Source organism: Stackebrandtia nassauensis DSM 44728 (assembly GCF_000024545.1).
Classification (GTDB): domain Bacteria; phylum Actinomycetota; class Actinomycetes; order Mycobacteriales; family Micromonosporaceae; genus Stackebrandtia; species Stackebrandtia nassauensis.
The window spans coordinates 2647930-2660106 of sequence record NC_013947.1 but is presented as its reverse complement, the minus strand read 5'-3'; the positions used below and the strand labels follow the sequence as shown (position 1 = coordinate 2660106).

The 12177-nt window shown below is 69.8% G+C and carries 14 protein-coding genes and 1 pseudogene; 6 read left to right on the top strand and 9 right to left on the bottom strand.

The annotated features are described in order from the left end of the window. Window positions 1-55 precede the first annotated feature (55 nt). Both SNAS_RS37595 and SNAS_RS12410 read right to left on the bottom strand, forming a co-directional pair. Window positions 56-1231, bottom strand: a pseudogene (locus tag SNAS_RS37595) (MFS transporter); the annotation flags it as partial. Between the two features lie 85 nt (window positions 1232-1316). After that, window positions 1317-1838 (bottom strand): TrmH family RNA methyltransferase, encoded by a 522-nt coding sequence (locus SNAS_RS12410; protein ID WP_013017773.1) that lies wholly within the window; start codon window positions 1836-1838, stop codon window positions 1317-1319. A 227-nt stretch (window positions 1839-2065) separates the two neighbouring features. On the opposite strand from SNAS_RS12410, the gene SNAS_RS12405 reads away from it, so the two are divergent. From SNAS_RS12405 to SNAS_RS12385, 5 genes are all read left to right on the top strand, one after another. Continuing rightward, on the top strand, window positions 2066-2575 hold the full coding sequence (locus SNAS_RS12405) for a hypothetical protein (protein WP_144300471.1): 510 nt from the start codon (window positions 2066-2068) through the stop codon (window positions 2573-2575). A gap of 105 nt (window positions 2576-2680) precedes the next feature. Then, window positions 2681-3013 carry a YbaB/EbfC family nucleoid-associated protein gene (locus SNAS_RS12400; protein WP_013017771.1) on the top strand — a complete coding sequence of 111 codons (333 nt, stop codon included), beginning with the start codon at window positions 2681-2683 and terminating at the stop codon, window positions 3011-3013. Continuing rightward, complete coding sequence (locus SNAS_RS12395; RefSeq protein WP_013017770.1) at window positions 3003-3308, top strand: YbaB/EbfC family nucleoid-associated protein; 306 nt, start codon at window positions 3003-3005, stop codon at window positions 3306-3308. The genes SNAS_RS12400 and SNAS_RS12395 overlap by 11 nt, the downstream gene beginning before the upstream one ends. A gap of 2 nt (window positions 3309-3310) precedes the next feature. Continuing rightward, on the top strand, window positions 3311-3850 hold the full coding sequence (locus SNAS_RS12390; protein WP_013017769.1) for a hypothetical protein: 540 nt from the start codon (window positions 3311-3313) through the stop codon (window positions 3848-3850). Window positions 3851-3866: 16 nt separating this feature from the next. Continuing rightward, window positions 3867-4631: a hypothetical protein gene (locus SNAS_RS12385; protein WP_013017768.1), complete on the top strand. Its 765-nt coding sequence runs from the start codon at window positions 3867-3869 to the stop codon at window positions 4629-4631. A gap of 3 nt (window positions 4632-4634) precedes the next feature. Here the strand turns inward: SNAS_RS12385 and SNAS_RS12380 are convergent, their stop codons facing one another. Then, window positions 4635-5810, bottom strand: a complete 1176-nt coding sequence (locus SNAS_RS12380) for an FAD-dependent oxidoreductase (protein WP_013017767.1) — start codon at window positions 5808-5810, stop codon at window positions 4635-4637. A 3-nt stretch (window positions 5811-5813) separates the two neighbouring features. Further along, window positions 5814-6902: a prolipoprotein diacylglyceryl transferase gene (gene lgt, locus SNAS_RS12375; RefSeq protein WP_013017766.1), complete on the bottom strand. Its 1089-nt coding sequence runs from the start codon at window positions 6900-6902 to the stop codon at window positions 5814-5816. Window positions 6903-7087: 185 nt separating this feature from the next. On the opposite strand from lgt, the gene SNAS_RS12370 reads away from it, so the two are divergent. Next, window positions 7088-8425 carry a pyridoxal phosphate-dependent aminotransferase gene (locus SNAS_RS12370; RefSeq protein WP_013017765.1) on the top strand — a complete coding sequence of 446 codons (1338 nt, stop codon included), beginning with the start codon at window positions 7088-7090 and terminating at the stop codon, window positions 8423-8425. A 6-nt stretch (window positions 8426-8431) separates the two neighbouring features. On the opposite strand, the gene trpA is transcribed toward SNAS_RS12370, so the two are convergent. Genes trpA through hisI form a run of 5 tightly spaced genes read right to left on the bottom strand, consistent with a single transcriptional unit; the run spans window position 8432 to window position 12165 of the window. Then, window positions 8432-9232, bottom strand: coding sequence for a tryptophan synthase subunit alpha (gene trpA / locus SNAS_RS12365; protein WP_013017764.1), 801 nt, complete (start codon window positions 9230-9232; stop codon window positions 8432-8434). Beyond that, window positions 9229-10449, bottom strand: a complete 1221-nt coding sequence (gene trpB / locus SNAS_RS12360) for a tryptophan synthase subunit beta (protein ID WP_013017763.1) — start codon at window positions 10447-10449, stop codon at window positions 9229-9231. Before trpB ends, trpA begins: the two co-directional genes overlap by 4 nt. Beyond that, a complete protein-coding gene (trpC, locus tag SNAS_RS12355; RefSeq protein WP_041625990.1) occupies window positions 10446-11249 on the bottom strand; it encodes an indole-3-glycerol phosphate synthase TrpC in 804 nt (267 codons plus the stop codon). The genes trpB and trpC overlap by 4 nt, the downstream gene beginning before the upstream one ends. 2 nt (window positions 11250-11251) lie before the next feature. After that, a complete protein-coding gene (locus SNAS_RS32710) occupies window positions 11252-11806 on the bottom strand; it encodes a Trp biosynthesis-associated membrane protein (RefSeq protein WP_013017761.1) in 555 nt (184 codons plus the stop codon). Beyond that, a complete protein-coding gene (gene hisI / locus SNAS_RS12345) occupies window positions 11803-12165 on the bottom strand; it encodes a phosphoribosyl-AMP cyclohydrolase (RefSeq protein ID WP_013017760.1) in 363 nt (120 codons plus the stop codon). The genes SNAS_RS32710 and hisI overlap by 4 nt, the downstream gene beginning before the upstream one ends. Between the last annotated feature and the right edge of the window lie 12 nt (window positions 12166-12177).

Genomic DNA, 12177 nt, shown 5'->3' with positions numbered 1-12177 from the left:
GCGACCATCGTACGGTTGCCCCCGGCGCCGTTAAGCAGGCGGTGGCCGGTGCGGGCTCCGGCTGTGGCGGCCTCACCCGGCCCAGGCGCATCAGAACGGCGGCGGCGATCGCGGCCACCACGGCGCCGGACCCGGCGGTCACGAAACCCCACTGCGGCCCCAGGTAGTCCACCGACCAGCCGACCAGCGGTCCACCGACGGCGATGCCGATGGTCATGGCCGAGCCGTGCATACCCATGGCCTCACCGCGCACCGAGGCCGGGACCAGTTTGGAGACCTTGTCGACGCTGGCGGCGATGGTGGGAGCGGTCACGACCCCGGCGGGCACCAGCAGCGCCGCCACCAGCCACCAGTGGCCCAACAGCCCCAGCGGAATGGTCCCCACGCCCATCACGGCCAACAGCACCAGCGGGTTGACGTCGCGGTGCATGGTGCCGAAGACCAGGCCGCCGGTCATCGAGTACGCGGCCCACAGCGACATGACGATCCACGCCTGGTCCATTTCGGAGTTGTGCTCCAGCAGCGACACGATCGCGACGTCCGAGCCCGCGAGCGCGACCGTGGTGCCGATCCCGGCGATCAGCATCGCCGCCACCGGACCGGTGAGCCACTTCCGCAGCGGCGGACGGGCTTCCCGGACCTCCTCGTGGTCGGCGCGGGTGCGGGGGTTGATCCACCACAGCAGCGCCCCCGACAGCGGCGCCCAGATCCCGATCGCGATCGGCGTGACGGCCGGGGCCGCGGTGGCGGCCATGGTCGTGGCCACCGCCGGGCCGATCATGAACGTGATCTCCACCAGCGTCGAGTCCAGCGAGAACGCGGTGCGGCGGCTCTCCTCGGGAACCAGCGCGGCCAGCGGCTGCCGCACCACCACGAACACCGGCAGGTTCAACAGCCCGCCCATGAACGCGGCGCCCAGCAGCACCGGGAACGGCAGGAACACCAGCGACAGCCAGAACGCGCCCATGCCGATCGAGGTGATCACGAGCACCGGACGCAGGCCGGAGCGGTCCACGACCCGTCCCCACAGTGTCGAACCCAGCGCACCACCGACGACGAACGTCGCCCCGGCCAGCCCGGCCTCGAAGTACCCCAGCTCCAGTCCGAATCGGACATAGAGGATCAGGGACAGTCCCATCGCGGCGTAGGCCATGCGGGCCATGAACCCGCCCAGCAGCAGCGATTTGACCCCGGGCAGGGCGAGCACACGGCGGTAAGGGGCTAGCGACATATCGTGGGTGACACCTCCGGTTCCATCTTGGCCGAAGCCTGTGACTTTTCGGCACCTCTTATCGCGGTGATGTCCACTACAGCCATCACGCGAACCCGGCCAGCTTGTACAACACCAGCGAACCGGCGACGGCCACGTTGAGACTCGCCCCCGCGCCGATCATGGGGATCTCCACGACCTCGTCCAACAGGTCGAGCACCTCGGGCGGAATCCCCCGGCGCTCATGCCCCAACACGGCGATGGTGCGCTGCCGGGCCATCGGCACGTCGGCCAGCCGGGTGGCGTCCTCGGCGAGTTCCACCCCCACCACCCGCACCCCCTCGGCACGCCGCTGCGCCAGCCAGCCCTCGGGATCGTGTACCCAATGCACACAAGCCTTGCCGGGCAAGGTGTTGCCGCGCCGCAGCGCCTCGGGAACCCAGGACCACTTCGGCACCGCCAGGCACGCCCCGACGGCGTCACAACTGCGCAACAGCGTCCCGAGGTTGGCCCCATGCTGCGGCCACAGGGGAGCGGCGGTCAGGTGGTCCCAGCATTGATGGTGATGCCGTCGGCGGGCGGCCTTGAGTTCGCGCGGCTTGCGAACCCGAACCGCGGGGCCGGTCATGGCGAAGCGGAGAACTCCTCCGCGAGAGGCTCAGTCATGTTGGGAGGCGCTTGGCGGCGCGCCCGGGCCATCGTCGAAGCGAACCCGGCAATTGTGCCTCACCGACGGCGTTCCGACCAGCCCGCCGGCGACGTATAGGTACCGGTGGCGGTCTCATGATCGAATCGCGAACAATCCTTGCCCCGGCACCGCATATTGGTATCCCACGACACTGAAAGGTGGCGGTGTTGAAAACGGCGCTAGCGAACCTCGTCCGGCGACTGTCCGAGTCCGGTGCCCGGCTGGACCCCGACGACCCGCGTTTCGACTCGCGGCTGGCCCGCGAGGCGCTCGCCGTCCGGGCCGTCGACGTACCCACCGTCGACGGACTGGTGTGGGTGTCCATGAACGCCGACGGCACGCTCGCCGGTGTCGAGGTCGACCTCGGCGCCTTCTACCGTGGCGAGGACGTGATGGCCGCTCACATCGCCGACGCCATCAAGAACGGCCAGCGGCTCATCGACGAGGCGATCGCCATCGTGGTGACCCGGCAGCGAAACGAGCGGCGGCACGGGCAGACCGGTGAGACCGCCACGGCCGAACCGCCTCCCGACACCGTGAACGTCACTCTGGACGGTTCGGGCCGCCTGCTCGATCTGACCGTCAAACCCGGCAGCTTCGCCGTCCACACTCCCGACAGTTTCGGCGCGGCCGTCGTCGAGGCCCACAATCGCGCGAAAGGACAGCGGGCGGACTGACCGTCGACCGTGCACGGGAACCGGTCGCGTTCTCGTGGCCGACTCGTGAACGATCGCGCCGCCCTCGCCGCACAGTGGAGTCAACGACCCTGAAAGGCGGCGACAGTGAAAGCGGAGATAACCAACCTCGTCCGTGAACTGACCGAATCCGGCGTCCGGCTCGACCCCGACGACCCCCGGTTCGACGCCAAGCGGGCGCGGGAGGTCCTGGCGGTCGAGGGCGTCGACGTACCCACCGTCGACGGACTGGTGTGGGTGTCCGTGAACGCCGACGGCACCCTGGCCGCGCTCGACGTCGACACCGACACCCTGCGCCGCGACGAACGCGAGATCGCCGCCAACATCACCGCCGCGATCAAACAGGCCGAACGCATCATCGACGAGGCCCTCACCATCGTGCGGGCCCGACAGCGAAAGGACGGCCGCGGTGAGTCTTGAGGACTGGCTGGCGGACATGCGCACGACGATGGGTCGCATCGAGCTGAGCCTCGATGAGGCGAAGCGGGCCGCGGCGGGGACGGTCACCACGGCGGAGTCGCCATGCGGGACGGTGACGGCCACGGTGGACAGTTCGGGGAAGCTGCTGGAGCTGGCGATCGAGCCGGGCAGCTTCGCCGATCACGATGTCGACAGTTTCGGCGATGCCGTGGTGCGGGCTCACAATCTCGCGAAGCGGCAGTGGCCGCATGAGCGTCGCGACAGGTTTCGGGACGCGTACTTCAAGGAGCGATGAACATGAACGAACTCAGTGTGGAGGGCGGCAAGCTGGACAAGCTCGCCCAGCACTTCAACAACACCGGAACCGACCTTCTGGAGCCGTATCTGAGGCTCCTCGACGGATCGCTGCCCGAGGGCGTCTCGCGATACCGCGACTACGGAAGTCTCATCGACGGCGAAGGGCTGAGCCCCATCGGGGAAGAGCCGCCACCGTCCGATCCGACCATCATCCCGGTCAGTCAGGGGGACAGCTTCTTCGCCGGGCTGCGCGAGCACGACGCCTTCTTCGGGGGCCTGGGCATGCGGCGCGGCACCTTCGCCAAGGCGTCCCCTGTGGAGTTCGGTGGCACTGACGGCAACGGCTTCAGCCACACCGCCGCTCCGTGGGCGGCGAAGCTCGCCGCCGACTGGAACACGGCCATCGACTACCGGGCCACCGACATGACCCGGGTGATCCAGGAGGTGTACAAGCTCGCCGACGTCCTCATCGCGGCCGTCGAGGACTACGACAACGTCGACATCTACAACGCCGACGGCATCCGCCAGGCCACCGACTAGCCACGAAGGACGAACAATGGGAGAAACGTACGCGGAGGGCATCGCGGCCTCGGAGGACCTGAAAGCCTTCAAGGCCGCCTACCAGGCCGACATCCAAGACGCCGACGACATGGTCCGCGAGTGGATCCGCCCCCTGGCCGCGAACGCGCCGTTGATCAGCGAGGTCATCGAATGGTATGTCGGCATCGACATGTGGGCCCTGTACGACCGGTCCCGGATCCTTCGATACCTGGGCGAGGAACCCAGCCCCTATGACGAGATCCTGCGGTCCGATGCCTTCGCCGCCGCCGAGGACGCGTGGACCGGGAAGGGCGGTGAGGCGTTCTTCGCCTACTGCCGGGGCGGCGGCAACAGCGACAAGTCCTTCGACAGGTACCTGGACGCCGTGCGGCAGGCCGCCCAGAAACACCACACGGCCATATCACCGCCGAGCGGCAACGACGGCCTGCTCGGCGCCCTGCGGGACGCCCTCAAGGACTTCCTGACCGTGCTCAACGGCTCGATCAAGGGCTTCAAGGCGAAACGGGAGTCCAACCTGGAGATTCCGACCTCGTTCACCGATCCACCGCAGTTCATCATCGACAGCATCAGCAACGTGTACAAGGCGAACGTGAAGGACGCCGAGCAGATCGGCGGCGCCGGTGACGCCATCGCCGGTCAGGTCGAGGCGCTCGCCGACCAGTACGTCGTCGCGCTGGACACCTCCCAGCTCAAGGACGTCCCCACCGGAGCGCTCCACGACGGGCCGGGGCCGCTCGACGGCGCCTGGAAACCCGAGTAGCCGTCACTCCCCCGGCTTCGGCGGAACCCAGTCCACCCCGGTCATCGCCTGCTTCGCCAGCCACGTGTCCGGAGCGGCCCGCATCAGCCCGTCCCGAACCGTCGACTTCAACCGGCCGCGAGCCCCGAACACCGAGCCCACCCGATGCGCCAGCTTCGCCAGCTTCACCGTGCGGGCGTGCCGCAGCTCCTCGTAGCGCGCCAGGCCGTCCGGGATCGAGGCTCCGGTCAGGCACGCTCCCAGCGTCACCGCGTCCTCCAGTGCCATTCCCGCGCCCTGGATCAGGTCGGGGGTCATGGCGTGGGCGGCGTCGCCGACCAGGACCGCGCCGCTGGTGTCGCCGATGTGGGTGTAGCGGCGCGGGAGCGGCCACAGGTAGGTGATCTCCCGTTGCGAGATCTCCTCGGGTCGGGTGTTGGCGATCAGTTCGCCCACGGGGGCGTGCCAGTCGGCGAACCAGCGGGCGATGAGGTCCTTGCGGACCTCCTCGGGTTCGGGCCGTAGGCCCCCTCGGGTGATCGCGGCCCAGTAGGCGCCGCGTTTTCCCATGGGGGCGTAAAGGAAGCGGCGGCCGTCGGGGCCCTGGGTCTCGCCGCCGCCCTCGGGCATGTCCGGGGTGCGGTGGCGGGGTATTACCGCGCGGAACGCGACCGTTCCGCTGTTGGTGATCTTGGAGCCGGAGGTCATGCCGACGCGGACCGCGCTGGCGATGCCGTCGGCGCCGACCACCAGGTCGGCGGGCCAGCGGCGGGAGGTGTCACCAGCCGCCGTGTGCACCAGGTCGATGTGGGTGGCCGTCACTCCGGTGTGGACTTCGACGCCGGTTCCCATCGCGGCCACCAGGGCCTCGAACAGGTCCTCGCGGTGCACCACGACCGGTGGGGTGCCGAAGCGTTCGGTCAGTTCGGCGACCGGGATCTCGGACAGGACCCGGCCGTCGGCGCGCCGGAACCGGCCCGAGGTCATCGGGGTGGCGATCGCGTCCAGGGCGATGCCGAGGCCGAGTTCCTTCAGTGCCGTGATCGCGTTGGGCAGCAGGGTCAGCGCGTTGGAGTCGCCGCGCAGCCGGTCGCCGCGTTCCAGCAGCGCGACGCGCCAGCCCGCGCGCTCCAGGGCGATGGCGGAAGCCAGGCCGCCGATTCCGGCGCCGACGATGACAACTCTGCGGGGTGCCGACATGTTCTAGGACTTCTTCGATTCGTCCTTGCCGGACGGCTTCTCGGCTTCCTCCTCCTCGGAGGACTCGGTCTCCTCGTCGTCGTCCGTCAACACGTCGTCGCCACCCTCGTCGACGTCGTCGGGTTCGGACTCGTCGGAGTCGGCGTCGGCTTCGTCGGCGTCGGCTTCGTCGGCGTCGGTCTCGTCGGCGTCCTCGGTCGTCGGTTCGGGGACCTTGTCCCAGTCGACCGGCGTCAGCAGGCCGTCGGGACCGGTCACCAGCACCTGCCGGGTTCCGGTAACCCGCAACAGATAGATGACGGCGCCGACGATCATCGCGATCGCGACCCACTCGTTGACGCGCAGCCCCAGGAAGTCGTGAGCGGGGTCGATGCGGCGGCCCTCGATCCAGAACCGGCCAACGCCGTAACACAGCACGTAGACGGCGAAGGCGCGTCCGGCGCCGAACTTGAACTTGCGGTCCAGCGCGACGATCAGCCCGGCGATGCCGAGGTTCCAGATCAGCTCGTACAGGAACGTCGGCTCGTACGCGGCCTTGCCCTGGTACTCCTCGGGCAGTTCCGCCTGGTTGATCGGGTTGATCTCCAGACCCCACGGCATGGTGGTGGGCTTGCCGTACAGCTCCTGGTTGAACCAGTTGCCCAGTCGTCCGATGGCCTGGGCCACCGGCAGTCCCGGGGCGAGGGCGTCGGCGATCATCGAGAACGGGATCTGGCTGCGGCGGCAGGCCAGCCACACGCCCAGTCCGCCCATGGCCACGGCGCCGGGGATGCCCAGGCCGCCCTCCCAGACCGCGAAGGCCTTCCAGGGGTTGGCGTCGGGGGCCGAACCGAAGTAAGCGTCCGGGGAGGTGATGACGTGGTAGAGACGACCGCCGATGATGCCGAACGGCACCGCCCACACCGCCAGGTCCAGCACGGTGAACGGGGGCGCGCCGCGTTTGCGCAGCCGCACCTCGGTGATCCAGCAGGCGGCGATGATCCCGGCGATGATGCACAGGGCGTACGCCCGCAGCGGCACCGTCAGATCGGTGAACGGGATGGGGATTTCCCAAACGCTCTGTTCGGGGCTGGGGATATACGCGTAGTCCACGGCGATGTACGTTACCGGGTCGCGTTTGTGCCACGCGACACGCCATGGCCGGTGTGGATCGCGGTCGTTCGGGCGGTTTCGGGGATTTCCTCCGGTTCGCGTTGAACTATTCGGGGCTGTCCCACGTACTAGGACGGAACCCCCTTCGCCGGTGAATTCCCGGCCCGACAGGAGAAACAGCGACGATGCTGACAGCCGAAACGCTCAACGCCCTGCTCAACGACGAGATCCTCCCCAGCCGCATGCCCGACGCCGGCCTGCTCACCGACTATCTGCGAACGTCGGATCCGCGACCCGAGCCGATCTGCCTGAGTTTCGGGGAGACCTGGAGCCAGGTCGCGCCCGGGCTGGCCGCCCGGTTGGCCACCGAACCGGTTCATTCCCACGGATACCAGTTGTCCCAGTACGGACTGCCCGCGCTGCGGCTGCTGGTGCGCGACCAGTTGCGTCGCGAGCACCGGCTCCCGGACGACAGCCAGGCGGGGCGGGACTACGAGGTGGCGGTGGGGTGGACCGGCACGCGTAGCGCGATGTTCGACTTCGGGCGCATGATCCTCGACCAGGACGCGCCCTCCGACGCCGAACCGGTGGTCGTGGTCGCCGGTCCCAGCTGGGACTACGAGGGCGTCTACGGCAGCCTCGGCTACCGGGTGCGGTACCACCACCTGCGTCCCGAGAGCGGCTTCCGGCCCGACGCCGCCGAACTGCGTCAGCTGTTCGCCGAGATCGGCGCCGGTGGCGAGCAGCGGCCCGCCCTGCTGGTCGTCAACGCCCAGCACAACCCCACCGCCGTCAACTGGGACGCCGAGTTCGTCACCGAGGCCGTCTCTATCGCCGCCGAGTCCGGGGCGGCGATCCTCATCGACGACGCCTACTACGCCGTGCACGACGACGACATCGAGCCGACCTCGGCGCTGTCGATCCTGCTGGGGATGCTGCCGGGGCTGCCGAAGTCGCTGCGGCGGCGCTGGCTGGCGGTGCGGTCCTTCGGCAAGCAGTTCCACAGCAACGGCTGGGGCATCGGCGCGCTGACCGCCGACCCGAAGATCCTGGACGCGCTGGTCAACCGGTACCGGTTGCACCACGGGCTGATGTACGGCGGCTGTTACCAGCACGCCATGCGGTCCTGGCTCGCCGACGAGGCCAGCCGGGAGTTCCTGGTCCAGCAGCGGCGGTCCTACCGGTCCCGGCGCAAGATGATCGGCGACTACCTCACCAGTCGGCTGGGCTACCCGGCCGATCGGGTGCACGTCGGCGAGTGCAGCTCATACCTGATGTTCGCCGTGCCCGAGGCGTACGCCGGACTCGACGACCCGGCCGAACGGTTCCGGCTCGACTGCTTCGCGGCCACCGGCGTGTTGTTCGCGCCCGCCTGGCCGTGGCCGTTCATCGCCGATCGCGGCCCCGGGCTGCCGTGGGTGCGGATGTTCATCGGACCCTCGTCCCAGACGATCACGACCGCGCTGGATCGCTTGGCGGACAACGGTTTCCGTTACGACATGGCCGTGTCGGCCACGAACTGAGCCGGACTATCCGGCGCCGCGGGCCACGCCCTCGGCGAGTTCGGCGGTCAGGGAGCCCAGCGCTTTCCGACCGGCCTTCTCGTCGGGGGCGTCCAGCAGGCACGACACCATCGCCGAGCCGACGATGACGCCGTCGGCGAAGGTCGCGACCTCGGCGGCCTGGTCGCCGTCGCGGACGCCGAGACCGACGCCGATGGGCAGGTCGGTGGCGGCGCGGGTGCGCTCCACCAGGCCCGGCGCCGCCGAGGAGGTGCTGTCGCGGGCGCCGGTGATGCCCATGATCGACTGGGCGTACACGAAGCCGCGGCAGGCGTTGACCGTCAGCGCGATGCGTTCCTTGGTCGAGGACGGCGCGACCAGGAAGACCCGGTCCAGGTCGTGGGCGTCGGAGGCGGCGATCCACTCGGCGGCCTCGTCGGGGATCAGGTCCGGGGTGATGAGTCCGGCACCCCCGGCGGCGGCGAAGTCGCGCGCGAAGGCGTCGACGCCGTAGCGTTCGATCGGGTTCCAGTAGGTCATGACGAGAATCGGCACGCCCTTGCCCGCGACAGCCTCGACCACCCGCAGTACCTCACGGGTGCGGCAGCCGCCCGCCAGCGCCATGGCGGCGGCGCGCTGGATGGCATGCCCGTCCATGACGGGGTCCGAATAGGGCAGTCCGACTTCGATGACGTCGCAACCGGAGTCGATCATGGTCTCGATCGCGGCGATCGACTCGTCCACGGTGGGGAACCCGGCGGGCAGGTAGCCGACGAGGGCGGCGCGGCCGGCCCGTTTCGCCGCTTCGAAAGCGGGCGTGACGCTCATGCCGCGTCCTCCGTGAGTCCGAAGTAGGTGGCGGCGGTCTCCATGTCCTTGTCGCCGCGGCCCGACAGGTTGACCATGACGACGGCGTCGTCGCCGTGCCGTTCGCGCAGCACCGGCGCCAGTCGCAGCGCCCCGGCCAGCGCGTGCGCGCTCTCCAGGGCCGGGATGATGCCCTCGGTGCGGCACAGCCGCTGGAAGGCGTCCATGGCCTCGGCGTCGGTGACGGCCTCGTAGGTGGCGCGGCCGGATTCCTTGAGCCAGGCGTGTTCGGGGCCGACGGACGGGTAGTCCAGGCCCGCCGAGATCGAGTACGACTCGATGATCTGGCCGTCGTCGTCCTGCATCAGGTAGCTGCGGGCGCCGTGCAGGACGCCCTGGTTGCCGACGACGAGCCGGGCGGCGTGCTTGCCGGTGTCCAGGCCCTTGCCGCCGGCCTCGAAGCCGTACAGCGCCACCGACTCCTCTGGCACGAAGGCGTGGAAGATGCCCATGGCGTTGGAGCCGCCGCCGACACAGGCGGTGACCGCGTTCGGCAGCCGCCCGATCATGTCGAGGCACTGGGCGCGGGCCTCGCGTCCGATTCCGGAGACCAGGTCGCGCACCAGCACCGGGAACGGGTGCGGTCCGGCGGCGGTGCCCAGCAGGTAGTGGGTGTTGTCGACACTGGACACCCAGTCGCGCAGGGCCTCGTTGATGGAGTCCTTGAGCGTTTGCGAGCCCGCGGTCACCGGGATGACCTCGGCGCCCAGCATCTTCATGCGGGCGACGTTGAGGGCCTGCCGACGACAGTCCTCAGCTCCCATGTAGACGGTGCAGTCGAGGCCGAGATAGGCCGCGGCGGTGGCCGAGGCGACGCCGTGCTGCCCGGCGCCGGTCTCGGCGATGATCCGGTTCTTGCCCAGCCGCTTGGTCAACAGCGCCTGGCCCAGCACGTTGCGGATCTTGTGGGCGCCGGTGTGGTTGAGGTCCTCGCGTTTGAGCAGCACCCGCACCCCGACCTCGCGCGACAGCCGCTCGGCGTGGTACAGCGGCGAGGGGATGTTGGCGTACTCGCGCAGCATCCGGTCGAACTCGGCGGTGAAGGTCTCGTCGGCCATGGCCTTGCGGTAGGCGGCGTCGAGTTCGTCCAGCGCGGCGACCAGCGCCTCGGGAACGAACCGTCCGCCGAACTGTCCCCAGTGGCCACGGGCGTCGGGCCCGGTGACGGGTTCGGTCATCGCACGGGCCTTGGCGTCGAGGGGTGGCTGCCGACGGTGACCATGTCGGCCACGGCCTCGCGCGGCGATTTCTTGGTGACCAGGCCTTCGCCGATGAGCACGGCGTCGGCGCCGACGGAGGCGTACCGCAGCAGGTCGCGGGCCTCACGCACCCCGGACTCGGCGATCTTGACGACGCCGTTGGGCAGGCCCGGGGCGACGCGTTCGAACACCGAGGTGTCGACCTTGAGGGTGCGCAGGTCGCGGGCGTTGACGCCGATGACCCGGGCCCCGGCGGCCAGCGCCCGGTCGGCCTCGACCTCGTCGTGGACCTCGACCAGCGCGGTCATGCCCAGCGACTCGACCCGCTCCAGCAGCGACACCAGGGCGTTCTGCTCCAGGGCCGCCACGATCAGCAGCACCAGGTCGGCGCCGTGGGCGCGGGCCTCGTGCACCTGATAGCTGGAGATGATGAAGTCCTTGCGCAGTACCGGGATGCGCACCGCGGCGCGCACCGCGTCCAGGTCGTCCAGACTGCCCCGGAAGTAGTTCTGCTCGGTCAGCACGCTGATGGCGCGGGCGCCGCCGGCGGCGTACTCGCAGGCGAGTTCGGCCGGATCGGGGATCTCGGCCAGCGAACCCTTGGACGGGGAAGACCGTTTGACCTCGGCGATGACGCCGACGCCCGGTTCCCGCAGGATGCTGAAGGCGTCCAAAGCGGGTGGGGTCTTCTCCGCGATGGCACGGATCTTTTCAATCGGAATCAGCTGCCGGCGTGTGTCTACGTCGGCGGCGACTCCGGCGACAATCTCGTCGAGCACACTCACCGCGCGCACTCCTCTCCCGGCGCCGTTTGGCCGATACTAAACGCTGTGGGGTCTTCACCTTTGTCGAGGGCGTCCCATAGCGCTGCGGGGTCATCTGCTAGGGCGGCCGACGACGGGGCCGCTTCGGTTCGGTCGTAGCGCCCTGACATGCCGGGCCAGGCGGATCCGTCGCGCAGGGTCCACGCGGCGACGGCGAGGACGGCCAGACCCGCCACGGTGGTGACGACGGGCCAGATGCCCGCCGCCTGGCTCAGTCCGTAGCCCCCGGCGGCGGTCAGCCCCAGCCCGGCCAGACCGACGCACACGGCCACGATCCGTCGAGCCCAACCGGTGCAAGCGACCAGCGCCACGGATCCGGCAACGGCCACCACGGCGGCGGGAATCGCCCAGGGGGCGAGCTGGCCGCCGGTGGTGTCGACGACCTCGGCGGGCAGCGGCCCGGGCCGGTCGCGGCTGACGGTGGTCCACACCCGGGTGGCGGCGTACAGGCCGAGTCCGGCGGCGGCCATCCCGGCCAGAACGGCGATGGTGAGGGCGCGGCGCGGGCTCATCGTTGGACCCCCAGCGGCAGTTCACGTCCGGTGAAGCAGGTGGCGGTGCCGGTGTGGCAGGCGGGGCCGCGCTGCTCGACGCGCAGCAGCAGCGCGTCGCCGTCGCAGTCGAGGGCCACGGACTTCACCTGCTGGGTGTTTCCGGAGGTCTCACCCTTGACCCAGTACTCGCCGCGGCTGCGGGAGTAGTAGGTGGCCCGGCCGGTGGCCAGGGTCCGGCGCAGCGCCTCGTCGTCCATCCAGGCCAGCATCAGCACCTCGCCGGTGTCGTGGTCCTGCGCGATGGCGGCCACCAGGCCGTTGGCGTCGCGTTTGAGCCGGGCGGCGATTTCGGTGTCGAGCTGCGACGAGGTTCCCACGGAATCCGATTC